Here is a 24038-nt window from a genome sequence, read left to right on the forward strand (position 1 = left end):
CGGCACGCAGCGGCCGCGGCAACCCGCTCGAAACCACGATCGAAGCGGCGCGGGCCGGCGCCACCGTCGGCGAAATATCGGACGCCATGCTGCGCGAGGCCTTCGGCGATCATGCCGCGACGCCCGAGGTCATCGCGGGCGTCTATGGCGAGGCCTATCAGGGCGAGGTAGAGCTCTTAGAAAGCTACAAGGCGCACGGGCCAGCTCTTGAACAGTCGGTTCGTGGCGCTTCAACGTGCGCCACCGGGTAACATTCATCGACCATCACCAATCCGGGACAATGAGCGCCTCCCGGTTTCTTCAAGAGCTTGGGCTAACAGTCCGTAGAAGGTGTCGTTATCGGCCGCTGTCAACCAAAACGCATTGGCCGCGCGCCCGGTCACGCCGTTCATGTCGACGATCGTTTGGCCATGAGTCAGACCCCGGGTAGTATCGATCTCGACATTTACGTCTTTGCCGACAAACATCTCGGGGGCGAGAAGCCAGGCAATGACAGCGGGATCGTGGACGGGCCGAGGCTTCCCAAGCTTTATGTAATTCTCATAAAGGGTCAATAAGCCCTTCAAGCGAGGGGTGATCGCGTTGTTCGCAGACGTCAACCGGTTGAGTTCCCGCTCAGTCAATAGCAGCTTCGATGTGATGTCGAGCGAAACCACAGTCTTCGGTACGGGCGCGGCGAAGACCCGCGCCGCTGCATATGCGTCCACGAAAACGTTGAACTCGGCTACGGCGTTCATATTCCCGCCCTGTGACGCTCCGGCCATAAGAACGAGGCCATGCAACCTGCCAGCTATTTCGGGGCATTTTGCGATCGCCAAGGCAACGTTAGTCAGTGGCCCGAGCGCACAAATCGTGATGGTGCCCGGTGGGTGGGAATTCACGGTGTCGATTATCCAGTCAGCGGCAAACTCCGGCCGGGGATGCGTTGTCGAAGTGGGCAAATCCCATCCTTCGGTTATCGCCGCACCATGCAACGCCTCTGCGGTGACCAGCCCCCCGAGAATTGGAGCAGCGGCCCCCACAAACACCGGGACGTCTTCGCGTCCAGCCAGCCTCAGCACCTTCAGCGCATTTGCGGCAGTTGCCCTGACACCAATGTTTCCGCAAACCGCGGTGATGCCCAAGACCTCCAGTAACTCATTGTTGGCAAGAGCCATGAGGATTGCCAAGGCGTCATCTTGCCCTGGGTCAGTGTCGATAATGATGGACTGCTTGGACATCGGGGATTGCTGCAATTCTTATTGGAAATCGTTCTGCGCAAATCGCTACGCAGACGCCGTAGGGATCATGGTAGCGATCAACTGGCGAAATGAGACGCTGCCGACCACCGTGCCAGAGTGGTCAACGACATCGGCAAACTCAACATTGGAGGTCGAAATGCGTAAAAGAGTAGGGCCTTTGGTTGGTGTGGCGCCGGATTCCGTCCGGCAAACCGAGGCGAAGCCTTGGCGCGTCCGATCTCGAGGAGCCTCAAATCCAATGGCTTGCGTAAGACGGGCCACCGAGCGTGGTTGGTGACCCGCAGGTTCCTTACATAACCGCTGCTAGAGCGCAGCCTTGACTTTCTCGGCGACCTCCGGCGCAAGCCAGGTCGTCCAAACGCCCTGGTTTTCCTTGAGGAAATGGAGCGCGGCATCCTCACCCTTGGCCTGGTTCTCGTTCATCCACGCCAAGACCTTGTTGATCGCGGTAGCGCTCAGTTGGCGCTTCTTCAGGTATTCGACAACCTCGGCGTTTTGATCCAAGAACGGCTTTGCCACGAGCGTCTTGATGTTGTCGGACGCAGTCCACGAGTTCGGCTTTGGATCAGTGCATTCCGCATTTGTGGTGCAACGTTTCCATTCTGAGGGATCGTGTTGGACTCCCAGGTCCACTTTGACCATGTCGTAACGGCCGAGAAGTCCTGTCGGGGACCAGTAATAGGCGATGATGCCTTCCTTCCGCTCGTACGCACGCGATATCGCGCTATCGAGGCCTGCGAGCGAACCCGGATCGATCAGGTCGAATTTATGTTCGGCCATTTTATTGGCCTTATACAGTTGCGCGGTGATGATCGTCGCGCCCCAGCCCGGTGCGCCATTGTAAATCGCGCCGTGATCGGGGTTCTCCGGACTTGCGAAAAGCTCAGGGTGCTGGAGAACGCCCGCGAGGCTGGCGAGGGCGGCGTCCTTCTCTACCATGTACTTGGGCACCCACAGCCCCTGATTCCCGGCGTCGGACAAGGGATCGGATACGGCTACGATTTTACCGTTGTCCACGCCGTCCTTATACAGCGCGGGAACAACATCCACCGCGCCTTCGGGAATGATGTCCGGCTGCCCTTTCTCGATCATGGAGGTAATACCTGGGACAGTGTCGCCTGCCACCAAATTGGCATTGCAGCCGAAACCATTGTTGAGAATAAACCTGTCCATCGCGGCAAGGAATTCCGCCGACATCGAACTCATGTCGGCAATAGTCACGTCGCCACATTCCGCGCTTTGAGCTTGCTGAGAGGCGAAGACGCCCATCAGACTCACCACCGCGATACCTAAGAACCTATTCATTTTTCCTCCACGGGATAGACAAAGTGACGCTGATAAAGGAGCCTGAGCGGAAGCCTATCGCTATTAATACTTGGACAGGTTGAGCGGACATTCACCGCCATGGAAGTCAAAATACTCTCCCGCACCGCGTTCTGACCCCTCTTGAAGTATTGATTTGCGGGGCTCAAATAACTAGCGACCAATTATCTATCACCGGAATGTCCGCTCGTATCGCGCAAAAAAATCAACGGGAGTTAACGTAGCCGCACGAACTCCGTCAGGGCCTCATGGGTCATTTCCTAGCTGTGTACGGACCGTTTGGCTTGATCACAAAGCCAAGACTTAAACCTTCGGGCTGGATCGGAGAGCGGCTTCCGATCACTCCACGCTACACAAAAGCCGATCGGATCAGTCAACGACAGGTCCGAAAATCGAACGAGCTTTCCCTGATCGATCAAGGGTCGGACCATGGCGTCCCACCCGAGTGCGAGGCCCTGGTTGGCCTCGGCGGCGGCCAACAAGACAGTGTACTTGGCAAACCTTGGCCCTCTGAGACCATGGCAGGTTATTGACTTGGCTTGAAAAAAGTCTTGCCAGCGTGGCCAGTTCGGACTTGTCCACTCAAGGTGAAGCAGGGGAAGTTGCCACATGGAGGAGACTTCGAAGTCGTTGTGCTGGCCGGCGAAACCTGCTCCGCAAACCGGATATATGATGTCATCGTAAAGTGGCTCGCTCTTTTCGTTGGGCCAAGCTCCGTTAGCGGGCCGAATGAACAAATCTACTTCCGCATTTCGATAATCACCAACCCTATCCGGTATAGAGTAGTTTATGGTAATTCTAGGGAATATGCTTGTAAACTGATGTATTCTTGGCATTAACCAAAGTATGGCGAACGCTTCTGTGCATGCCAATGTTACGCTTTCCTCCGGTTCGTCTGTCGTTATTGTCCGGATTGTCTCAGACCATCTTGAAAAACTCGAGGAGATTTCCGCGAAAAGATCGTGAGCTGCGGCCGTTAGCTGCACACCGTCCTTGGCGCGAATGAAAAGCTTTATCCCCAATTCGTCTTCAAGCGCCTTTATCTGGCGGCTGATTGCACTCTTCGTTACATTCATCTCGTCGGCAGCTCGACTGAAGCTCGCGTGTCGGGCAGTGGCTTCGAAGACTGCCAAGCTCGTAAGTGGTGGCAGGCCGTAATATTTCCTGACGATCGTCGCTATCCTTCTGATTGCGTTCTGATTTCCGGACATTGGGATGATACTGCTTTTTTCCGGAATTGTGTAGCAAACGCTACTACAGAAAGGATGGCTATCTGCTTGCGACCGGATGCTTCCTTCGAACTTCCGATTTTACCTGACACTGCGGACGCCTCGTCATGGATGGTGTGAGACGGCGATGATCGATTTCGAACCCAAGGTGTGCAGCATTACCTTTGATACCCACGAGGCGCCGCTCGACGCGTGCATTTCGGGACTCGGTATCGGCCAAGCAAGCCCTGAGTTGCGCGTCGGACAGCTCGTCGTAATCTGCCCTCATCTGAACCCGATCGTGGGGGGTCTACGAAATAGCCGGCGCGCCGACTCACCGCGACAACGATATTCAACAGATGGCTGATGGAGCTGAGGTTCCAGGCGTTGCCACCTCGCGGCGATGGCTGAAGGGGCTGCCGCCTGGTTGGAGAGTCGTGGTGTCCGACATGAAAGTCGGACACCACTCCATGTTAGGCATTGTCAGCTTGTGAATAGCCGGAAATGCCCTTGAGCTGCTTGTCCGTATGCAGAAGCGACCCCAAGAAGACCACGCGGATCAGAGTGTGCCTTCGCCTTCGCCCTTGCCGCCTACAACATCATCCGCCTTGCCCTCGATCAGCGCATATCCACCGGCAATCCGGTTAAAAATCAAACCCACCGCCATGCTATACGGTAACGCAAAACGATTTTCAGCAGCCTGCTAGGTAGGATTTTCCGCAAGGCCGGAGCGGCGGGCGATGAAGCGGGCGAGCGTGGGGCCGATCAGCAGAATGACCAGGAAACGGCCGGTCTGCATCGCCATCACGAAGGGCACGTCGACATCGCTGGAGGCGGCGATGATGGCGACGGAATCGGCGCCGCCGGGGCTGGTGGCGAGATAAGCCGTCAGCGGATCGATGCCGGCGAAGATATGAAGGGCTGCCGCCATGCAGCCGCAGAGCGCCATCAGCAGCACAATGCAGGCCGACACCCGCGGCAGAGCGCGGGCTACGTGCTCAAGGATCGGGCGGGTGAAACGCAGGCCGATGCTCCAGCCGACGAGCGCATAGGCGATGGCGAGCAGCCACATCGGCAGCTCGATCTTCAAGAGGCCGACACCCTGCAGGAAGGCGCCGAGAAAGAGCGGCACGATGATCATGCCGCCCTGGATTTGCAGGCGGCGCACGCCATAGGCGCAAAAGCCGGCAAAGGCGATGGTCGCCATAAAGGCCGGCCAATCGACTGCGGGGAAGAGGATGAGCGGCGGCGGCTCACCGCCGTCAGCCGCCACCCAGAGGCGCGAGATCACCGAGGCCCCGACGGCGACGAAGACGACACGCAGATACTGCATGAAGGCGACGAGGCGGGCATCGGCGCCATAGGCCTCCGACATGATCACCATGGCGGAGGCGGCACCCGGCGAGGAGCCCCAGACGGCGGTTGTTCCCGGCAGCACCTGCCAGCGCGTCAGAAGCCAGCCGAGGCCGGTGGCGATGGCGATGACGGAGAAGACGAACAGCAGGAAGAGCGGCGCGTCCTTCGCCATGGCGCCGAGAATATCAGGGGTGATGGTGCGCGCCATCATGAGGCCGACAAGAACCTGGCCGAACTGCAGCGGCCAGAGCGGCACGCGAAGCTTTCCCTTGCCGACCGTCAGCGCCAGCAGGATGGCCGCGACCATCGGCCCGATCAGCAGCGAGGCCGGTAGGACGAAGAATTCGAGGAAGACGACGAGAGCGGTGGAGAGCGCCAGCAGCAGCGCCCATTTCGGCAGGCCGGCATCGCGCAGCAGGCGGCGTGCGTCGCTTAATGGCATGATCCCCATATCTTTCCCGGCCGGTGCCAAGCCCTGAGGCTGAAGATGGGAGGAGGCTCCGGCATGACGAAGAGAGGCCGGCTGCAAGGACCGGCTGGCGCGGGTCCGGTATAGGTGGGCGCGAGGCGCACGGTCAATTGCGAAATCTGGCGTCTCGCCGCCCCGGGATGCCAAACCGATTCATCCGGCCGCTTCAAGTTATTGTTTTTTCATATCATCGCTAGATGTTGCCGAACGGTTTGGACGGGATTTATCAAAGATGCACATGGCCGACGAGAAAATCGAGCAGGGCGCGCACGCGCGCCGGCAGCGGGCCGCCCTGGCCCATGTAGAGGGCGTAGAATTCTTCGAGATCGCCGGGATTGGCCTCATCGAGCACCGGCATCAAGCGTCCGGCATCGATGTCGGCGCGCACGGTGAAGGCGGCAAGACGGGCGAGGCCGGCGCCCGATAAAGCGAGGTGGCGCATGGCTTCGCCGTCTCCCACCTGGACGCCGGGGGTGATCGGGATTGTTATCGTTTCGCCGTCCTCGCGTAGCCGCCAGCCCTCGACGGCGCGGGCATAGGAAAAGCCGATGCGGCAATGGCGGCGGAGATCGGCGACCCTGCGCGGCTCGCCGTGGCGCCTGAGATAATCCGGCGAGGCGACGATGATCTTGCCTGTGGCGCCGAGCTTGCGGGCGATCAGGCTTGAACTCTTCAAGGGGCCGGCGCGGATCGCGACATCGGCGCGCTCCTCCATCAGGTCGACGATCCTGTCGGTATGGGAGATATCCAGCGCCACGGCGGGATGAAGCGCCATGAAGGCCGGCACCAGCGGCGCCAGCACATGATTGCCGAAGGAGCCGCTGGTGTTGATGCGAATGCGGCCCGAAGCCAGTTCGCCTGATGATGCCTGGCGCTCGGCCTCGGCGATATCGGCAAGGATGGCGACGCTGCGCTCGTAGAAGGCACAACCCTCCGGCGTCAGCTGCAGCTTTCGCGTCGAGCGATTGACAAGACGGGCGCCGAGGCGTGACTCCAGCCGGGCGACGAGTTTGCTGACGGCCGACGGCGTCATGCGCCGGGCGAGGGCGGCCGCGGTAAAGCCGCCGCGCTCGACGACGCTGACGAAGACCTCCATTTCGCCGGAGCGGTTGATGTCCTGACGGCTCATGATGAATTTAAGTCACAGATGATTTGCTAATAGGCAATCTATATCACCAGGCGGCCGAGGTCTATCTCAGTGGAAACAAAGGAGACAGATCCATGGACTACAGAAATCTCGGTGCATCCGGGCTCAGAGTGCCTGTGTTGAGCTTTGGCGCCGGCACATTCGGGGGCAGCGGCCCGCTGTTCGGCGCCTGGGGCAATACCGAGGCGGACGAGGCGCGGCGGCTCGTCGACATCTGCCTCGAAGCCGGCGTCAATCTCTTCGACACCGCCGACGTCTATTCGGCCGGCGCTTCCGAGGAGGTGCTTGGCCAGGCGATCCGCGGCCGACGCGACGCCGTGCTGATCTCGACGAAGACAGCGCTGCCGGTGGGCGAGGGGCCGCAGGACTGGGGAACGTCGCGGGCGCGGCTGATCCGTGCCACCGAGGCTGCGCTCAGCCGGCTCGGGACCGACTATATCGACCTCCTGCAACTGCACGCCTTCGATGCCTCGACGCCGGTCGAGGAGGTGCTGTCGACGCTCGACGGGCTCGTTTCCTCAGGCAAGATCCGCTATATCGGCGTTTCGAATTTTGCCGGCTGGGAGCTGATCAAGTCGCTCGCCGCTGCCGAGCGCCACGGCCATCCGCGTTACGTCGCCCATCAGGTCTATTATTCGCTGGCCGGGCGCGATTACGAATGGGAGCTGATGCCACTTGGCGCCAACCAGGGCGTCGGCGCCCTCGTCTGGAGCCCGCTCGCCTGGGGACGGCTGACCGGCAAGATCCGCCGCGGCCAGCCGCTGCCCAGGGAGAGTCGGCTGCACGAGACGGCGCAATATGGCCCGCCCGTCGACGACGAGAAGCTATTCGACATCGTCGAGGTCCTGGATGCCATCGCAACGGAAACCGGCAAGACGGTGCCGCAGATCGCCATCAATTGGCTGCTTGGGCGACCGACGGTATCGAGCGTCATCATCGGCGCCCGCAACGAGGAACAGCTCAGGCAAAACCTCGGCGCGGTCGGCTGGAGCCTGTCGAAGGAGCAAATCGCAAAGCTCGACGCCGTCAGCGCTGTAACAGCGCCCTATCCCTATTTTCCCTACCGGCGGCAAGAGGGTTTCGCGCGGCTCAATCCGCCGATCGTCTGAGCATGTCGCGCAAAAGTGTGCAACGCGTTTGCGACTATGACGTGCGGAAAACAAAGGGCTAAGGCGCCAAGAGCGAATCTGAAAGATCGTGACGCGCTTAAGGCGGCGGACCGGCGTATAACAAAAAGGGAATGAGATCTTCTCCCAATCTTAACTGGACAGCCGCTTTGACTTGCCGCATACCCAGCCTGACCCCATGGGACACGACATGCCCCGTGGAATGGCAGGGAGATCAAAGGGATGGCGTTGAAGGACGCGAAGGCCGGTACACGCAACGAGGCGGGGATATCAGCTGTGCTCGGCATTCTCAAGCAGAGCTTCGGCGAGCGCTTCCAGACCGGCCAGTCCTTCCGCGAACAGCATGCCCACACGACCACCTATATCCCGCCGCAGCTGCCGGATGGTGTGCTCTTTGCCGAGAGCGCCGAAGACGTGAAGGCGGCGGTCAGGGCGTGTGCGGCCCACAAGGTGCCGGTGATCGGTTTCGGCGTCGGGACCTCGCTGGAGGGCCAGGTCAATGCCGCCAATGGCGGTATTTCGATCGATTTCAGCCGTATGAACCAGGTGCTCGAGGTCAATCCCGAGGATCTCGACTGCACTGTGGAGCCGGGTGTGACGCGCGAGGCGCTGAACATCCATCTGCGCGATACCGGCCTGTTCTTCCCGATCGATCCCGGCGCCAATGCCTCGATCGGCGGCATGGCCTCGACCCGGGCGTCCGGCACCAATGCCGTGCGCTATGGGACGATGAAGGACAATGTGATTGCCGTCACCGCCGTCACCGCCAATGGCGAGGAAATCCGCACGGCCCGGCGCGCCCGCAAATCTTCCGCCGGCTACGACCTGACGCGGCTCTTCGTCGGCGCCGAGGGCACGCTTGGCATCCTGACCTCGGTGACGCTGCGCCTGCAGGCGATCCCGCAGAAGATCGCCGGCGGCGCCTGCGCCTTTCCGAGCGTCAAGGCCGCTTGCGACGCCGTCATCATGACGATCCAGATGGGCATCCCGGTGGCGCGCATCGAGCTGCTCGATACGGTGCAGATGCGGGCCTGCAATGCCTATTCCAAGCTTTCCTATGCCGAAAGCCCAACGCTCTTCCTCGAATTTCACGGCACCGACGAGACGGTGCCGCTGCAATCGTCAGCCTTTGGCGAGATCGCGGCGGAATGCGGCGGGGGCGAGTTCCTGTGGACCGCCAATGCCGAGGAGCGGACCAAGCTCTGGAAGGCGCGCCACGATGCCTACTGGTCGGCAAGGGCGCTGGCGCCCGGGCTTGCCGCACTTTCGACGGATGTTTGTGTTCCGATATCGCGGCTTGCCGATTGTGTTTCCGAAACGCAGGCCGATATCGAGGCCCAGGGGCTGCTCGGCCCGATCGTCGGCCATGCCGGCGACGGGAACTTTCATGTGCTGCTGTTGTTCGATGACAAAAGCGCCGAAGACATCGCCAAGGCCGAGAGCTTCGTGCAGCGGCTCAATCGGCGAGCGCTCGACATGGACGGGACATGCACCGGCGAACACGGGATCGGGCAAGGCAAGATGGCATTCCTCGAACAAGAGCTGGGGGGCACGGTGGATCTGATGCGACAGGTGAAAAAGGCGCTCGATCCGGACAATATCTTCAATCCCGGCAAGATTTTCCACCAGAGCTGAAAACGGAATATTCTCATGAACTTGGGCCTTGCCCCCGGCATGAATAGCGCTAGTGTCGGCAACAGAATGCTGAATGGAGAATCCTTGCGTTGGTAGGCCGGTTCCTCGTCTTTCTAGGGGGAGTGATCGTCGTAGTGCTGTTTGTGGCGCTGCTTGCGCCGCTGTTCATCGACTGGACGGATTTCCGCAAGAATTTCGAGGATCAGGCAAGCCGCATCATCGGCAAGAAGGTCACCGTCTACGGCACGGTGGATGCGCGTCTCCTGCCGTTTCCGTCGGTCACACTTCATGACGTGCGCGTCGGCCAGGAGGCGGACGGCACGCCGATCGTCAAGGTCGAGCAGTTCTCCATGGATGCGGAGCTCGCGCCGTTCCTGTCGGGTGAGGCGCTGATTTTCGACATGCGCGTCGTCAATCCGAAGGTGCGCCTGAGATTGCTCAAGGACGGCACGCTCGACTGGATGCGCGGCAGCCGCGCCGAAATACCCGCGAAAAACGTCGTTCTCGAAAACGTGCATGTCAACGGCGGCGAAGTCGAGTTCATCGACGACCAGTCCGGCCGCTCACGCCGCATCACCGGCCTCAATGCGGAAATGTCGGCCAAGTCGCTGGCCGGCCCCTGGCGCATCGAGGGCAATGCGGCGCTTGACGGCGAGCACGGCAGCTTTTTGATCTCGAGCAGCCAGCCCGACGAAAAGGGCGTGCTGCGCATGCGCACGAAGCTTTCGCCGGACAAGCACCCCGTCAGCATCGATCTCGATGGCGAATTGAAGCTCGTCGACAGCAAGCCGAACTATCAGGGGCAGCTTTCAGCGGCGATCGAAAGCGGCAACAGCGCCAAGCCCGCCAACAAGAAGGAGCAGCCGCCGCGCGTCAAGGGCCGCTTCGAGCTCACCAATGAACGCATCCGCATTCCCGAATATCGGATGGAGATCGGACCGACGGACGATCCCTACGTCATAACCGGGGAGGCGACGCTGGATACGGGCAATGCGCCGGAATTCCTGTTGACCGCCGACGGGCAGCAGATCGACGTCAACCGCATCGGCAATCAGGGCGAGGCCGGCAAAACGACCCGCGATCCGGCGGTTTCGGCGCGCCAGCGGCTGAATTCGCTAATTGATGTCATCGCACAGGTGCCGATCCCGCAGGTGCCGGGCAAGGCAAGTGTCAAGCTGCCGGCGATCGTCGCCGGCGATACGACGCTGCGCGACGTGCAGTTGGAGCTCGAACCGGCCGGTACCGGCTGGATGATCGACAGCGCCACCGGTACGCTGCCGGGGCGGACACAGGTGGAAGGCAAAGGCAAACTCCTGCTGCAGGGCGAAGCCTCGTTCAATGGCCAGATCGTAGTGGCGTCCAGCCAGCCGACCGGGCTTGCCTCCTGGCTTGCCGGCTCGGTCGATCCGGCCATCCGCCAATTGCGGCAGGCGGGCTTTTCCGCCAATGTCAGCCTGACACCCGAATTGCAGCGTTTCGAAAATCTTGAGATCGCTATGGGGCCGGCGACGCTGAAGGGCAGGCTGGAGCGACAGGCGATCTCCGGCCAGACGCCGACCCTATCGGTGGCCCTGAATGGCGACACGCTCGATCTCGATGCGCTGCAGGCGCTGAGCGGGCTGATGACCGGCCAGGATGCCGGCGACAACGTGCTCGACCACAAGATCGCCGCCCAGCTGAAGGCCGATAAGTTCACTGCCTTCGGCGTCGATGCCGAGAATGTCGAGACCACCTTCACGATCGCCGACGGAGAGCTTGCCGTCGACCGGCTGTCGATCAAGAATATTGCAGGCGCTGAACTGACGGCGACGGGCAGGGCGGAAGGCTCGCTGCTCGATTACAAGGGCGCCGGCGAGATCACCTTCAAATCGGCCGATCCCGGTGGCTTTTTCACCATGCTGCGCGAGCACCTGCCGCATCACCCGGTGCTCGACCGGCTGGTGCGCAATGCCGGCTGGTACGGCAACACGGCGCTGCGCGGCGCGCTGACGCTCGGCGGCGACGAAGGCAACGCGCTGACGGTGACGCTTGCCGGTGTGGCGAACGGCAGCCGCGTCAATCTCGATTACCGCATGTCCGACCTGCTGGCGCTGACCGGCAACGGTACGACGAGCCTTGAGGCGACGCTCGAAAATGCCGTGCCGTCGATCCTGTTCGGCCAGGCCGGGCTCGATCCGCTGCCGGTCGATGTCGGCGCCAACGGCCGCCTAACGCTGAAGGTGAAGGCATCAGGTAACGATCCCGCCGATGCGGCGCTAACCTTTGCGACCGACCGGACCTCGTTTACAGCCAATGGCAAAGTCGATGTCCGGCCGGAAACTTTCATGAACGGCAAGATCGCGCTTTCGCTCGACAGCGCCGATATCGACCCCTATCTCATCATGAACGGGATCGCCCTGCCGCAGACGGGAGCCGGGCTGCCGTTCGGCCTGCAGGTCAATGCCCGCGTCGACAGCGACAAGATCGTCTTTTCCGATCTCAAGGGGCATGCGGCCGACAACGAGTTTTCAGGCGCGCTGAGCTTCGACCGGAGGGCTGCGAAGACGACCGCGACCGGCGACTTGACGCTCTCCAAGGCGGATGCCGGCTGGCTTGGCGAGGCAGTGTTCGGCCAGATCGTTGATCCCGCCAACGGCGCGCTGACGACGGCGCCGCTCGGGCTGCCCGTCTTCAAGGATCTCGACGTCAACGTGAAGCTGACCGCCAAGCAGTTCTGGCCCGGTCTGCCGGAGACGGCGGTCACCGACTTTACCAGCAACGTTGCCTACAAGGGCGATGAGCTGCAGCTTAACGACATGGCCGGCAACTGGGATGGCGGAAAGCTCTCCGGCAATCTGCTGTTCACCAATGCCGACGGCACCGGTTTCCTGCAGACGAAGCTTGCGCTTGCCGATTCCGATGTTGCCGGCGTCGTCTGGCTGCGCGACGGCGCGCCGATCGCCAACGGCAAATTCGGATTGTCGCTGTCGATGGAGGCTTCGGGCAAGACGATTGGCGAGATTGCCAGTTCGCTGAACGGTTCGGGCGAACTTAGGCTCGGCGAGACCAGCATACGCGGACTGAACCTCGCCATCCTTCCGCCGCTGCTTGCCGCGACCGATACGATGCAGGAGCAGATTAATGCCGGCAAGGTGCATCCGATTATCGAGACGCTGCTCAGCAACGGAGAGGCGAAGCTGCCGCCGCTCGGCATCCCCTTCAATATCACCGACGGGACACTGCGCGTGCAGAATGTCACCGTCGCCAACGATCTCGCCCGCATCACCGCCGATGCGCAGATCGCGCTGCCGGAGGAACGGATCAGCGCGACGCTAGGCGTCGGTCTCAATCCTGGCACGGAAGCGCTGTCCGGCGCCGAGCCGTCGCTCAGGCTGAATTTTTCCGGCATGCTGCCGTCGCCCGGCAAGACGATGGATGTGACCGATATCACCAGCTACCTGTCGCTGCGCGCCTTCGAGCGCGAGCGCCGGCGCGTCGAGCGGTTGCAGGCGATCGTGCTCGAAAAGCAGCGGCTGCGCCGCGAGGCGGCGCTCTACCGCTTCAATGACGCTCAGCGCGTCAGGGCGGCCGAAATCGAGCAGCAACGGCAGGCGGAGGAAGAGCGGCTGCGCGCATTGGCGCAGGCTGCGGCCGCGCAGAAGGCTCTCGCGGAAGCGGAGGCTGCACGCGCGGCGGAGGCCAAAGACAAGGCGGATGCACAGGCGAGGGCCGCCGCGGAAGCGGCCCGGCGCGGCGGGCCGCAGCCCGGTTCGCTCAATTTTGACCAGGTGCCGGGCGTTCAGGCGCAATGATAATGCATGGAATTTGATTATAATCCGCGGCCAGCGCCGGCCTTCGCCCAGGCCAGCACGTGGAGCCGCAGCGCCGAGGACAGGTTGCTGTCCGACGGCCGATGGTCATCGATTTCGGAAATGAGAGCGGCAAGCGGTATCGAACGGCTTGCGGCGATCGCCTTCAACTCATCCCAAAACTCGTCTTCCAGCGAGAAACTGGTACGGTGGCCGTGCAACGTCGCAGAATGCTTGCGTATCATGAAGCGGCTTCACGTCTAATTGGCTGGTAGATCGATTCAAGGAAGCTGCATAAGTGGCTGATCTCAATGCATGTCGCCCGGAAGTGTGCGGCGGTTCCGGGACGACGACATGCATAAAAAATCTTCACACTGTATTCCGGCGGCTCAAGCTTTGCGTGAAAGCTTCACGCGCCGTCGTCATCAGTCTCGAGCCGGCCGTCGCGATGGGTCTTGTCGGCCTTCTCGTTCATGCTGCGGGTGAGTTGCTTCTCAGCCTTGGTGCGGCCGAAGGAAATGCGGTTCTGCTCGGCCTGCGCCTCCTTTTCTGAGCGGGCCTGCTTCTTGCGGAATTGGCGGAGATTGACGATTTCGGCGCTCATGCGGGCCCCTTAATCCTTATGAAAAAGGGAGGCTTGGCCTCCCTTCAAATCACTGCTTCTTGCGGAAGGAGTCGAGCGAGACGACCGAACCCGGCTTCTTCTCTTCGCCATCGCCGGGTTTTGCGCCCGCGGCCTCATCGGGCTTTGCTGCGGCGTCGACGGGATACGCGGTGATTTCACCGGACGGTAATTCCTCGCCATCGGCGAGCGGCACGTCGAATTCGAGCTCGAAGTTGACGGAGGGATCGTAAAAGCCGCGGATCGCATTGAACGGGATGACCAACTTTTCCGGGACGTCGGAGAAGGAAAGGCCGATCTCGAAATGCGACTCGGTAATTTTCAGATCCCAAAACTGATGCTGGATGACGATGGTCATCTGCTCGGGATATTTCGATTTCAGGTGCTGGGAGATGCGTACGCCGGCAGCACCTGTGAGGAAGGTGATGAAGAAGTGATGGTCGCCGGGCAGGCGGCCCGTCGCTCCGACTTCCGCCAAAACCTTGCGGATGACGCCGCGAAGTGCATCCTGTGCCAGAATGTCGTAGCGGATATGATCCTGCCCCATGCTTTTCCTGTCTTTCGTCGGTTCGGAAGTCTTTTCACAAGGTTATATGCCACGTCCGGGCGCCTTGGGAAAGACCGGAGCCGAGTCACGTTTTTCAGCAGCATACATGATTTCGGCGGCAGGGAGAAGGTGAAGGCTTCTGTTGCCACGTGCCTTCGGACCCCGCCTAGAGGTGCGAACCACTAGGACTTTGATTGAAGTGTCACGCACCCTTGTCGATCCTGTTTCGCCCCCATCAAAAGCCGGCCTTCGCGGCCGCCGGTTTTTGGTGGAGGCGCCGGGTACCAACGCTTATGAGAACATGACGATTGTTAGTTCAAGATAAGTGTCTGAAAATAGGAAAAAAGATAGCTACTCGTTGACTAATTTTAGTCCACATCACCATAGCGTCATTCAATCAAAGGCAGCAGGACAGAGAGGGGAAAGGTGGAGGTTTCTGTTGCCAGGTACCTCCGAACCCCGCCTTAAGGTGCGAACCCCAAGGGCTTGATTTGAAGTGTCACACTGCGATTAAGCAGCGAGACGAGCTTCCGCATAGTTGTCGTTTGCAACTACTATTTTGACCCGATAACGGTGGTATCATGCCGAGCACAGCTTTTGTCTTTCAATGCCAGTCGATCCCATGTCGCCCCCATCAACAGCCGTCGCGCCGGCGGTTGTTGGTGGAGGCGGCGGCGTCGAAGCCGCGTCCTGCACATCTATTGCACAAAAGGTTTAGCACCATGTCTTCTTGCGAAGCACTAACTACATAGAATTGTACCGATCGAATATCAAGGGGAAACGGCTAAAGAGTGTTCCTCGTGGTACTTGACGGTCACGAGTCCGGGCGCTTCGCTTCAAAATGTGTCGCCCATGTTGTGATCGCGGTCAACCGCGCCTTCGAGCGGGTCGGAGAGCTAATGAAATCACAGAAGATCCTAACATCCGGGATTGCACATGAGATCTGCACGCCGCTTGCGGTTTTGAAGCTGGAACTCGGCCGTATAGACCATCCCCGCGCCAGGCAGGCGGAGGCCAATCTCGACGATCTCGTTCGCTTCGTCGGTCCGCTCACCGCTCTCGCGCGGTTGGACGGTTTTGACCATAGCACTTTCGAAGACATCGACCTCATCGAGCTAGGCTCGTCTATCGTGGCTCAACTCGCTCCATGGTCTATGAGAACAACCATTCACTGGAGTTCTCTTCGCAGGTCGAGTCCGCTCTGCTGCGGGGTGCCCCAGCCTTGTTGAGAGACGCGCTCCGCAATTTGATCAAGAACGCCGTCCGGCACACGCCACCCCAATTGATCGAAGGCGCCTTTTGCCACCGGAACTTGATCAGCGCTCATACGTTGAGCGCGGAGACCATGGAGACGCGAGATGCCTCGGTTGATTTCATTCATGCTCACCCGCCTCGCAGCCGGTGCTGGGCTGGGGTGTGCGGTCGGGTTCGTTGTTTGGAACAACAGGTTTGCCGGAATGTACTCAGCGAGTCCGACGGATTATTACGTCGCGCAGGGTTTGTTCGTGTACCTGTTCGCCAACATGCTGGGCGTTGGGTATCTGATTACGGCACTCATGCTCGAAGATACCCGATAGACGAGTGAGGGTCCGCCGGCCTCCGGCACCTTGCCGAACACCCTGTCGACCTTGGAACGAAACCGAGGATGAACCAGGCATCCTCTATTGCTGCCATGCCTCCCGCGACGAAGTACGTGTGGAATATGGATCTGGCAGCAGGCGCTGGACTTGATCGTTATTTAGCTGTGATTATCCGCCCGTTTTGCACGAAACGCTTGAAACCCGAGGCACAGCGGAGGCGACGAATTTCATTTCCTCGCTCAGACTCTCACCGCCAATGCCAACGACCGCAATCCAGACCCGATTTCCGAAGCGCACGGAAAAGCGAGTCCTCCCGGCGTCTTCGCCAACGCCGGCCTCGACCACTCCGCGAACCAGACCTCGCCGCATTTGGCTACGAAGCGCGTCGGGCGACAATCCGAAACGTCCGGCCAGGTCGGTTGCGTCAAGCACCAGGCCTTTGAGATCGATGTTCATGGCTTGCGTCCGACCGTAATTTTTACGCTTGGTTGCTTGAAGGAAAATAGCGTCGCCATTTCGGCCGACCATGGAGGCTCGTAGACTAGATCGATGACTACTTCGCCGACGCCGGCGATCGTCCCAACGCGGGTCTTGACTGCCTCGATGATGAAGGCTGACGCCGGACAGAAGCGGGTAGTCGTGGTCATCTCGATCTTGACGACGCCGGCTTCTGTCGTATCGACCTCGTAGATCAGCCCAAGGTCGACAAGGTTCGTTCCGACTTCCGGACCCTCAATCTCCCGCAACGCGGCGAAAACTTGCTCCTTCGTCACATCAGTTGCCGGCATCTGCGGCGTCCCGTTTGGAAGGGCATCCCGCCATTTCGCAGGATCTGTCCTACGTCAAGCTCACGAAGCTGGACCATTGGCATGACCTTTCTTGTTGGCGGCGAAGAAGAACGCCGGCTGTTGAAATGCGTGCCTCTTTGTATTGGGATCCACGTTCGCAGGAGAGTTGGCGAGTGCGAGTTCCCAAGATTTTAGCGCTCTATCGCATACGGTTGGCACAGCGCGGGCTGGGCGTTTCGGCAAATTGTTCGCGGCGTGATTGATCCATGACAACGAGTAGGCGCTCGCCAAGGCGCATAACGCATCACACGCTTTTTTGAGGATGCGAAAATGTCCGACGCCCTTGTCGACAAATACGGCGACGCCCGACTACCCCGCTACACCAGCTATCCAACAGCGCCCGCCTTTTCTGATGCCGTCGGATCGCAGGAATATTCGAACGGCCTGGCTGGCTTGAGGGGCACGGGGCCGGCCTCGCTGTACCTGCACATCCCCTTCTGCCGATCCATGTGCTGGTACTGCGGTTGCCACACGACCATCACCAAGCAGGACGCCCCGATCCTCGACTACCTTGAGGTGATGACCAAAGAGATTGGAATGGTTTCTTCGGCTGCCGGAAACAATTTGCCCGTCAAGAACGTGCATTTTGGCGGAGGGACCCCAACGATCATGAAGCCGCACGAGTTCAAAGCGCTTATGATGACGCTTACGAATAGTTTCGCCTTCGAAAACGACTGCACTGTCGCGGTCGAGATCGATCCACGAACGTTGACCAGCGAGATGATCCTAGCGCTCGGAGAAAATGGGGTGAACCGGGCAAGCCTTGGCGTCCAGAGCTTTGATCCGGTTGTTCAGAAAGCCATCAATCGCATCCAGACGTTCGGCCAGACACAGGCGGCAATCGTCGGACTGCGCGCCCATGGCGTGACGAGCACGAACTTCGACCTGATTTACGGCCTGCCTCATCAGACTGTCCAGTCGTGCGTGGATACGGTGAGGCTTGCGGTGAAGCTTCGCCCCGAACGGTTCGCCGTGTTCGGCTACGCACACGTTCCTGCTTTCAAAAAGCATCAACGTCTGATCGACGAATCAGCACTTCCCGACGCCCGGCAACGTAACGAGCAGGCAGAAGCGATCGCGTCTGAACTTGTCTCCGCCGGATATGTCCGCGTCGGCCTCGACCACTTTGCATTGCCGGACGACCAACTCGCCGTAGCTTCCGCTTCAGGTACGCTGCACCGCAACTTCCAGGGCTATACGACCGACGACTGCGATACCCTCATCGGTTTCGGCGCTTCGGCGATTGGTCGCCTGCCTGCTGGATATTTCCAGAATCATGTCGCGATCGGCCGCTACGCCGAGATGGTTTCCTCCGGAGTTCTTCCCACCGCGAAAGGATACGTCCTTACCGCGGAGGACAAGCTCCGGGCGGCTGTTATCGAACGGCTCATGTGCGATTTCGAAGTTGACTTCGGAGCGTTGAGCAATACGGCCGGGTATGACCCGCGCCTTCTGCTCGAACGGAACGATCGGCTGGACGCTCTGGTTTCCGATGGCGTGGTGACCGTCGACGGAAGCCGCGTGCTCGTTAGCAAGAATGCCCGGTTCATGGTTCGGGCCGTGGCTGCTGCGTTTGACGCCTACTTCGGTTCTTTGGGGCGTAGTCACAGCAAGGCCGCTTGATGCGACGGGTCGTCCTGGAGCGCGGGCGAAAGCGCCCGACCCTCCCATCGACGGCTCCCGGCTTCGGGGGCTTTCCGCGCAGAGCCTGAATGGCAATTTCCTCACCGTCCATCGACACGCTGTTTCTCCCGGCGCCCTGGCACCGCCGGGTACGTCGATCTGTGCCCTGGCGTAGCCGGTGGGACGTCCTGACCTAGGTCGTCAGGTTGCGGTAAATCGATGGCAGCGCGCTCGGAAGCTTAGCGATGTTGGAGACCAGGGAGAACCCTTCGCGCCCAAAGATGACCGGCAGATAGTCGCCGGCGTTCTGATCGACCGTCACTGCGAACACTGCCTGGCCTCTGCCACGCGCTTCCATGACTGCCTTCCGGCAATCTTCAAGCGCGAACCGGCTCTCGTAGTTGTCGACGTCGTTGGGCTTTCCGTCCGTCAGGATGAGCAGCAGTCTCTTCCGCGTTCCGTGCCGGTCGAGCTGCGTGGAAACGTGCCGGATGGCGGCGCCCATGCGCGTGTAGTAGCCGGGCTTGAGGCTTGCGATGCGGTGTGCGGTGGCGGCGGAGAATTTTTCGCTGAATCCTTTGATCGTTTCGACCCGAACCCAGTTGCGTCGCCTTGAGGTGAACGTGTGGATCGCGAAGCTATGGCCGCAGGCGTCAAGGCCGCGGGCAAAGATGTCGAGGGCCTGCATTTCAACGTCGAGAACCCGCCTATTGTCGATCCAGGAATCGGTGGATAGGGAGACGTCGACCAGGATGGAGGTCGCAAGCTCGTGCGCAGCGGGGCGAGTGATCTCATCAAGTTCGTCGGATGCGCTCGCGTCCTCGTCCTCACGATCGTCCGTTGGCCGGTCGACGTTGACCATCTCGCCATGGCGAGGATCTTTTAGAAGCGGTTGATAATTAAGGGGTTGCGCTTGCGGTCGTCGGCGTCCTTTGCCCGTCGGGCCTCTTGAGATGGTCGGCTGGCAGTCTGCTGATCGCCGCCTTCGGACGGCAGGTTTTCGCGGTCCGACGCGCCGGGGTCGTCCAACTGTTTGAAGTCTGGCCAGATCGCTGGCCCACGGGGGCGGCCCTGAACGCGGGCCGCACGCTGTCGGCGAGTGGCTGATCCAAGGGCGACGAGAGGACTGCCTGGACCAGCCGCTCAATTTCGCTTTCGACGAATGGAAGCTTCCCTCTTCGTCTACATGCCAGGATAGCCAGGCTCAGACGGACGTACCGCTCTTTCATGCCTGGAAAAGCTTCAATGACGCAAGCCGCGGTGGCTCGGCTCAGTTCTATTCGGGCAATGTCGGCGAGTGCCACGTCCTGTGGCATGTGTTCGATGTGAAACCGCGAGAACGCGATGTCAGGTTAAGCCATTAGAGCCTTCGTCAGCGCGATGGCGAGCACGGCACTTGCCCAGGCGACAAGCGCCCGCCCAATTGGAGAGTGGTGTTGTCGCTCTCCCAGGAAGTCGAGGACGACGAAGCGCACTTTCCACACTCCGATAACTGTGACGATGACCGCGAACGCAAATTTCGGCATCGCCGCCTGAACGTGCCCGGCGGCTGAAACATACGATGTAAGCGCCAGAAGCTGGCAAACGCCCTCGAAGGACGGGTGCTGGCACGCCCTGTATTCATAGAAGACAGACCACAGGAAGCATCACCAGCCAGTCGATATCGATCACGTGCCAGAGCGTCGTCAACAAATGTACATTCTGAGGTGACGGGAAGCGGGCGACGAGCACGAGCAGCAACGCCCCGAACAGGACATGCGCTATATGGAAGCCGGTGATCAGAGGATATAGTTGCGAGAAAGTGTCTGCGGCAAGCAGCGAGACTCCTTCCAGCCGATATTCATAAAGCTTCAGCGCTACAAATAAAAAGCCGCCACCCGCCGCTCCGAGCAACATCAGGCACTGGCTCCGCTGATGCCAGCAGCTTGCGGCCTTTACCGCAAACCACCCGCTGGTCGGGAGGATAATGGTGTTGGCGAGGGCGAGCGTCTGATGAAGCCTCGCCGCTCCCTTGGCGAATTCATCGGGGTGTATCCACGAGGCGATGACATAGGCCGTCAGCAGCGCACCGAATGCCGCTAGTTCGCTCCACGCAAGTATCCACACAAGAAGGTCGCCGCCGTCCGACGCGGTTCGGCCGTGCACATCCTGATTAACGTCGGTCGAAGTCATGATGTGAGCTTGGGGCCGCGATGGCATCGTGTGTTTGCGGGAACGCAAACAGGACCTCATCCAATCCCGGCGGAGAGCGATGCGACAGGTCGGCGTCGTGTCATACGGCTGCGTATTATCACGGAGGTCGATTGGACCTGGGAGCGTCTTCCCGATGACGCAGCTCTTAAAATTCGGCTGCCGAGCGGTCTGTCGTCTGCCAGCCCTTTCCGATGATGACCAGGTTCGCAGCCCCAGATGAGAGGTCGGGGCTTAACTCAATCCATCTTTGATCGATCTCAAAGAAGGTCTTCCGGGGACCTCCTATTGTCGCCGAAAAGGAGAGCCGGATGACTGATGCTCAAATCGGACTGTCGATAGCGACCCCTGTCATCGTGACGTTTGCGATAGCGCTCTTTCGTATGGGCGTCCTGCGGCGTTGTGACCGCCGTCCTGGCCATTGCGATCGCCACCAGCCTTTTCTGCAGAGATAGGACATGACGAACATTCTTACGGAAAATTTTCCCGAGCTCGAGGCCTGCTACGGGCAGCTCATGGGCTGGTGCGATCTACTCGAAGCCATCGCCGACTTCCTGCCTTGCCATGTCGAAGACAGACTATGCGAGACCATCATCCACGGTCTCGTTCCCCTTCTCAGCACAACGCATCTGCTGGAGGCGCGAGTCGTTTCATCGCACCTGGGTTTGATCATGATCGATGACGAGCTGACGGAGGCTGTCGAGCGCCGCAGGACGAGCAGACTGTTCGATGCCGACGCCGCGCAGGAAGTCGTCGACGCGATTTGCGCGCTGAAGGCGGGACGATGCCATCTCTCCTGGGATGCGATTGGTTATCTTTTACGCTCGTTCTTCTGTTCCATGCGTCGGCATATTAAAGCGGAACGGGAAATCGTTCGCCAGATCCTGAAAGCATTGGAAAGACAGGACGCGCAGCCAGTGTCTGTGGCCGTCATCGAGGCAGCTTAGAATGCCTGTCGTTTGGTGGCAGTCGCAGCCCGATCGCGGTTTTTCACGACAATCCAGCTTTCGTCGATGCGGAATGGTCGAGCCGATTTCCGGATGTCCGTTGCGCTCGATCAAAGACGCGACGCCACCGGAGCGTTAGCATCCCTCCCGTGACCATAATGAGGAGGATCCTTTCATGGCATTTGCGCTACGGGAGTTGAGCCACGCGGAATGCTACGAAATCCTTGAACACGCGCGCTTCGGACACCTGGCGTGCTGCAGGGATGGCCAGCCTTATATTGCGGCAAATCTACTTCGCCTTTGCGGGAAACGTGGCCTACAGTTTTTCGATGCCAGGCAGGAAGCTTGACTGGATGCGGGCGAACGACAAGGTCTGTCTGCACGTCGAGCGTCTGGCGAGCGGGGGCGGATGGACAAGCGTCGTCATCGAGGGCCAATTCGAAGAGTTTCCAGACGATAGTTTCAGGCATGACGAAAGAGTTCATGCCTGGTCGCTGCTGAGGCAGCATTCCGACTGGTGGGAAATAGGGTCTCTAAAGCCCGCCGAACTGCCAGTGCTCTCGGCGCCACCGCACGTCTTCTACGGGATTTCAGTGAGATCGCTGTCGGGCCGTAGCGGAATAAAAGATTAACGTTCCAAGGCTTACCGAAATTCCCTCAAACCAGGAGGTTCCCCGTGATCTTAGAGCATTTCGGAAATTCGTCGTTCGATCCCCCCTCGGGAAATGAGAGCTTCGCAAAGCTATGCACTCAACTCCAACTCGAGTCGATTGCCGCAGCGCTGCGTTGTCAATCCGAAGCGATGATGTTCGCGACCTGCTGGGGCAAGTCGTGGATGAGCTTTCTTGGAGATCTGGCTAAAAGCGTCGATCATAACGATGCTCTCGAGGTGACGTCGGACTACGTTCAAAATACGATTGGTGAAGTCGCTGAGGAGGCGGCGACGCTTGCGGTGATCGGGTCGCGTTTCGGCTCGCGCATGGCTGAGGCGATGCAAGGATTCGCCAAAGATCATTCGGAGAAGTTGGCGGTCAGAGCACTCAGCTAGAGAATGTTTGTCCGAAACGAAGTCTCGGCAGGCTCACCGATAGGCTGGAACCACGGCAAGGATTTTGCCCGAGGTATCCGTAATCTCGCAACGGCGGCTTTGCTTTCGCCTGCTGGATGTCTTCAGCCATGAGGCATCGCTTCGCCCGTAGAGAGCGGCCGTAACGCCGGCTAGTCTCAGATCGCCGCCAATTTCGTCGAGCCCCTGAAGGTAGATGTTTGTGGAGAACAGCAGGACGCCGAGGAAGGCAGCGAGATCTTGTCGCGACGGGGAGGGGTTCCCAATGCCGAACCATCGGTCGAACAATGCTCTCCCGACGACCACAGCAAGAAAGATGATGGATGAGGCGTGCACGACCCAGATCGCAATCGCCAGAGGCGAAACGGACACCTTCGGTGGACGTGGCCGTCGGGGTACCGACGTAGAACACGACGGATCCTCCGATCGGATGACCGTCCTCCGACGCCACCCGGTAGCTTACGATCGTAGTGCCGCGAGAGATCGAGCCCGGCAGATTCAATAGGACCACCGAGCCGGCGATATCTCCTTGCAGATCTATCCGGTCGCCCGAAGCGTCGGTGGCACTCGCGCTGACGAGTCTGACCACCTCGTTGAAATGAAATCGACCCGGCTGGGCGACCGATCCAGAATTTCGTTGTTGGCAGGGGAGGAACTCCTCAAAACGGCGTGAGCTTGCGCGCTCGCCAGCAGGAGGCCGCCGAGTGCCGCCAGGACGAGCAGCAGGGCTGCTGCTCGGACAGAAAGGATGAACGTCGCCCAATTCGGAATCCTTGACCACATGAACGACAATCCGATCACGAACGCGGCTGCTCGACGACGTCGAAGTACGGCGCGGGGGTCTCGTAGTCGTCGGTATTCTTCCCTGCCGCTGGAATTTCGATCCAGCGCTCCACGGCGCCATCGGTGTATTCCTGGACAACCGGCAAGTAGATGCGGGTTCCGAGCGGCAGCTCCTTGGCCACGGTTGCCCGGAAAACGAACTCGTCATATTCGTCGTCCGCGAGACTCCCGCCACTCCAGACGATTTCGCTGACGCCTTCCTTCACCGGCTTTCCGTAGAGGTCGTAGCTCTTCTTGTAAGCGGCGTGGACTTTTTCGATGGTTTAGCCGGACTTCGGCATGGGCTTCGCGGAGAGCTGTCCCTCGGGTACCTTTACCCGGATCTTGATGGTTGCCTTGCCCTCGCAACCGTGACCTACCCGGTAGGCCTTTCCGGAGGTTGCCTGGGATTGCTCCAGCGTTATGTGCGCGTTGGCGAAGCTTGCGCCTCAGACAGCAACGATGGCAGCCAGCATGAGATGCTTGATCATTGTCATAG

19 protein-coding genes, 1 other RNA gene and 5 pseudogenes are annotated in these 24038 nt (G+C 60.0%); 10 read left to right on the forward strand and 15 right to left on the reverse strand.

Features of this window, described 5'->3' with window-relative positions; genetic code table 11:
* Positions 1-2 precede the first annotated feature (2 nt).
* Positions 3-176, forward strand: a pseudogene (locus FHX03_RS35070) (protein sbm); the annotation flags it as partial.
* Between the two features lie 78 nt (positions 177-254).
* Here FHX03_RS35070 and FHX03_RS09425 read toward each other — a convergent pair.
* The 5 genes from FHX03_RS09425 to FHX03_RS09445 form a co-directional block, all read right to left on the reverse strand.
* On the reverse strand, positions 255-1220 hold the full coding sequence (locus tag FHX03_RS09425; protein ID WP_183777642.1) for a nucleoside hydrolase: 966 nt from the start codon (positions 1218-1220) through the stop codon (positions 255-257).
* Between the two features lie 324 nt (positions 1221-1544).
* Positions 1545-2546 (reverse strand): glycine betaine ABC transporter substrate-binding protein, encoded by a 1002-nt coding sequence (locus FHX03_RS09430; protein WP_097628279.1) that lies wholly within the window; start codon positions 2544-2546, stop codon positions 1545-1547.
* A gap of 278 nt (positions 2547-2824) precedes the next feature.
* A complete protein-coding gene (locus FHX03_RS35075) occupies positions 2825-3775 on the reverse strand; it encodes a LysR family transcriptional regulator (RefSeq protein WP_097628280.1) in 951 nt (316 codons plus the stop codon).
* Positions 3776-4475: 700 nt separating this feature from the next.
* Positions 4476-5570 carry an AbrB family transcriptional regulator gene (locus FHX03_RS09440; RefSeq protein ID WP_183853423.1) on the reverse strand — a complete coding sequence of 365 codons (1095 nt, stop codon included), beginning with the start codon at positions 5568-5570 and terminating at the stop codon, positions 4476-4478.
* A gap of 253 nt (positions 5571-5823) precedes the next feature.
* Complete coding sequence (locus FHX03_RS09445; RefSeq protein WP_097628281.1) at positions 5824-6726, reverse strand: LysR family transcriptional regulator; 903 nt, start codon at positions 6724-6726, stop codon at positions 5824-5826.
* A gap of 92 nt (positions 6727-6818) precedes the next feature.
* Here FHX03_RS09445 and FHX03_RS09450 point away from each other — a divergent pair, with 92 nt between their 5' ends.
* From FHX03_RS09450 to FHX03_RS09460, 3 genes are all read left to right on the forward strand, one after another.
* Positions 6819-7853 carry an aldo/keto reductase gene (locus FHX03_RS09450; protein ID WP_097628282.1) on the forward strand — a complete coding sequence of 345 codons (1035 nt, stop codon included), beginning with the start codon at positions 6819-6821 and terminating at the stop codon, positions 7851-7853.
* A 240-nt stretch (positions 7854-8093) separates the two neighbouring features.
* The gene (locus tag FHX03_RS09455) at positions 8094-9506 is read left to right on the forward strand and encodes an FAD-binding oxidoreductase (protein WP_097628283.1); all 1413 of its coding nucleotides are present in this window, start codon (positions 8094-8096) and stop codon (positions 9504-9506) included.
* 89 nt (positions 9507-9595) lie between these two features.
* The gene (locus FHX03_RS09460; protein ID WP_183853424.1) at positions 9596-13297 is read left to right on the forward strand and encodes an AsmA-like C-terminal region-containing protein; all 3702 of its coding nucleotides are present in this window, start codon (positions 9596-9598) and stop codon (positions 13295-13297) included.
* 17 nt (positions 13298-13314) lie between these two features.
* Here the strand turns inward: FHX03_RS09460 and FHX03_RS09465 are convergent, their stop codons facing one another.
* From FHX03_RS09465 to ssrA, 4 genes are all read right to left on the reverse strand, one after another.
* Positions 13315-13539 carry a ribbon-helix-helix domain-containing protein gene (locus tag FHX03_RS09465; RefSeq protein WP_097628285.1) on the reverse strand — a complete coding sequence of 75 codons (225 nt, stop codon included), beginning with the start codon at positions 13537-13539 and terminating at the stop codon, positions 13315-13317.
* Between the two features lie 164 nt (positions 13540-13703).
* The gene (locus FHX03_RS09470) at positions 13704-13898 is read right to left on the reverse strand and encodes a DUF4169 family protein (RefSeq protein WP_097628286.1); all 195 of its coding nucleotides are present in this window, start codon (positions 13896-13898) and stop codon (positions 13704-13706) included.
* A 49-nt stretch (positions 13899-13947) separates the two neighbouring features.
* Entirely contained in the window at positions 13948-14463 is a 516-nt protein-coding gene (locus FHX03_RS09475; protein ID WP_097628287.1) for an SspB family protein, read from the reverse strand.
* A gap of 425 nt (positions 14464-14888) precedes the next feature.
* Positions 14889-15241: a transfer-messenger RNA gene (gene ssrA / locus FHX03_RS09480) on the reverse strand.
* Between the two features lie 67 nt (positions 15242-15308).
* On the opposite strand from ssrA, the pseudogene FHX03_RS34365 reads away from it, so the two are divergent.
* Together FHX03_RS34365 and FHX03_RS34370 are read left to right on the forward strand one after the other, a co-directional pair.
* A pseudogene (locus FHX03_RS34365) lies at positions 15309-15739 on the forward strand (two-component sensor histidine kinase); the annotation flags it as partial.
* Between the two features lie 82 nt (positions 15740-15821).
* Positions 15822-16040 carry a hypothetical protein gene (locus tag FHX03_RS34370; RefSeq protein WP_246699216.1) on the forward strand — a complete coding sequence of 73 codons (219 nt, stop codon included), beginning with the start codon at positions 15822-15824 and terminating at the stop codon, positions 16038-16040.
* A gap of 171 nt (positions 16041-16211) precedes the next feature.
* Here FHX03_RS34370 and FHX03_RS09495 read toward each other — a convergent pair whose 3' ends face one another.
* Positions 16212-16499 (reverse strand): DUF6522 family protein, encoded by a 288-nt coding sequence (locus FHX03_RS09495; RefSeq protein ID WP_097628289.1) that lies wholly within the window; start codon positions 16497-16499, stop codon positions 16212-16214.
* The gene (locus tag FHX03_RS09500; protein WP_131711344.1) at positions 16496-16831 is read right to left on the reverse strand and encodes a metal-sulfur cluster assembly factor; all 336 of its coding nucleotides are present in this window, start codon (positions 16829-16831) and stop codon (positions 16496-16498) included. The genes FHX03_RS09495 and FHX03_RS09500 overlap by 4 nt, the downstream gene beginning before the upstream one ends.
* 330 nt (positions 16832-17161) lie before the next feature.
* Between FHX03_RS09500 and hemN the strand changes: the two genes are divergently transcribed.
* A complete protein-coding gene (hemN, locus tag FHX03_RS09505; protein ID WP_183777646.1) occupies positions 17162-18514 on the forward strand; it encodes an oxygen-independent coproporphyrinogen III oxidase in 1353 nt (450 codons plus the stop codon).
* 193 nt (positions 18515-18707) lie between these two features.
* On the opposite strand, the pseudogene FHX03_RS35080 reads toward hemN, so the two are convergent.
* Positions 18708-19322: pseudogene (locus tag FHX03_RS35080) on the reverse strand (nitric oxide reductase activation protein NorD); the annotation flags it as partial.
* An 812-nt stretch (positions 19323-20134) separates the two neighbouring features.
* On the reverse strand, positions 20135-20686 hold the full coding sequence (locus FHX03_RS09515; protein ID WP_183853425.1) for a cytochrome c oxidase subunit 3 family protein: 552 nt from the start codon (positions 20684-20686) through the stop codon (positions 20135-20137).
* Positions 20687-21162: 476 nt separating this feature from the next.
* On the opposite strand from FHX03_RS09515, the gene FHX03_RS09520 reads away from it, so the two are divergent.
* The 3 genes and pseudogenes from FHX03_RS09520 (at position 21163) to FHX03_RS09530 (ending at position 22699) form a co-directional block, all read left to right on the forward strand.
* Entirely contained in the window at positions 21163-21651 is a 489-nt protein-coding gene (locus FHX03_RS09520) for a hypothetical protein (RefSeq protein WP_183777649.1), read from the forward strand.
* 175 nt (positions 21652-21826) lie between these two features.
* Positions 21827-22283 (forward strand): annotated as a pseudogene (locus FHX03_RS09525) (pyridoxamine 5'-phosphate oxidase family protein).
* A 44-nt stretch (positions 22284-22327) separates the two neighbouring features.
* On the forward strand, positions 22328-22699 hold the full coding sequence (locus FHX03_RS09530; protein WP_097628295.1) for a hypothetical protein: 372 nt from the start codon (positions 22328-22330) through the stop codon (positions 22697-22699).
* On the opposite strand, the gene FHX03_RS09535 is transcribed toward FHX03_RS09530, so the two are convergent.
* Both FHX03_RS09535 and FHX03_RS09540 read right to left on the reverse strand, forming a co-directional pair.
* A complete protein-coding gene (locus FHX03_RS09535) occupies positions 22692-23621 on the reverse strand; it encodes a copper resistance protein CopC (protein ID WP_246699211.1) in 930 nt (309 codons plus the stop codon). The genes FHX03_RS09530 and FHX03_RS09535 overlap by 8 nt on opposite strands.
* Positions 23515-23964: pseudogene (locus FHX03_RS09540) on the reverse strand (YcnI family protein). Before FHX03_RS09540 ends, FHX03_RS09535 begins: the two are co-directional and overlap by 107 nt.
* Positions 23965-24038 lie beyond the last annotated feature (74 nt).

It is taken from the genome of Rhizobium sp. BK456 (assembly GCF_014194045.1).
Taxonomy (GTDB): Bacteria; Pseudomonadota; Alphaproteobacteria; order Rhizobiales; family Rhizobiaceae; genus Rhizobium; species Rhizobium redzepovicii.

Coding starts and splice junctions, on each gene's coding strand:
- FHX03_RS09425 (WP_183777642.1), bottom strand. CDS start 1,220: ATGTCCAAGCAGTCCATCATTATCGACACTGACCCAGGGCAAGATGAC.
- FHX03_RS09430 (WP_097628279.1), bottom strand. CDS start 2,546: ATGAATAGGTTCTTAGGTATCGCGGTGGTGAGTCTGATGGGCGTCTTC.
- FHX03_RS35075 (WP_097628280.1), bottom strand. CDS start 3,775: ATGTCCGGAAATCAGAACGCAATCAGAAGGATAGCGACGATCGTCAGG.
- FHX03_RS09440 (WP_183853423.1), bottom strand. CDS start 5,570: ATGCCATTAAGCGACGCACGCCGCCTGCTGCGCGATGCCGGCCTGCCG.
- FHX03_RS09445 (WP_097628281.1), bottom strand. CDS start 6,726: ATGAGCCGTCAGGACATCAACCGCTCCGGCGAAATGGAGGTCTTCGTC.
- FHX03_RS09450 (WP_097628282.1), top strand. CDS start 6,819: ATGGACTACAGAAATCTCGGTGCATCCGGGCTCAGAGTGCCTGTGTTG.
- FHX03_RS09455 (WP_097628283.1), top strand. CDS start 8,094: ATGGCGTTGAAGGACGCGAAGGCCGGTACACGCAACGAGGCGGGGATA.
- FHX03_RS09465 (WP_097628285.1), bottom strand. CDS start 13,539: ATGATACGCAAGCATTCTGCGACGTTGCACGGCCACCGTACCAGTTTC.
- FHX03_RS09470 (WP_097628286.1), bottom strand. CDS start 13,898: ATGAGCGCCGAAATCGTCAATCTCCGCCAATTCCGCAAGAAGCAGGCC.
- FHX03_RS09475 (WP_097628287.1), bottom strand. CDS start 14,463: ATGGGGCAGGATCATATCCGCTACGACATTCTGGCACAGGATGCACTT.
- FHX03_RS34370 (WP_246699216.1), top strand. CDS start 15,822: ATGCCTCGGTTGATTTCATTCATGCTCACCCGCCTCGCAGCCGGTGCT.
- FHX03_RS09495 (WP_097628289.1), bottom strand. CDS start 16,499: ATGAACATCGATCTCAAAGGCCTGGTGCTTGACGCAACCGACCTGGCC.
- FHX03_RS09500 (WP_131711344.1), bottom strand. CDS start 16,831: ATGCCGGCAACTGATGTGACGAAGGAGCAAGTTTTCGCCGCGTTGCGG.
- hemN (WP_183777646.1), top strand. CDS start 17,162: ATGTCCGACGCCCTTGTCGACAAATACGGCGACGCCCGACTACCCCGC.
- FHX03_RS09515 (WP_183853425.1), bottom strand. CDS start 20,686: ATGACTTCGACCGACGTTAATCAGGATGTGCACGGCCGAACCGCGTCG.
- FHX03_RS09520 (WP_183777649.1), top strand. CDS start 21,163: ATGACGAACATTCTTACGGAAAATTTTCCCGAGCTCGAGGCCTGCTAC.
- FHX03_RS09535 (WP_246699211.1), bottom strand. CDS start 23,621: ATGGCGCCGTGGAGCGCTGGATCGAAATTCCAGCGGCAGGGAAGAATA.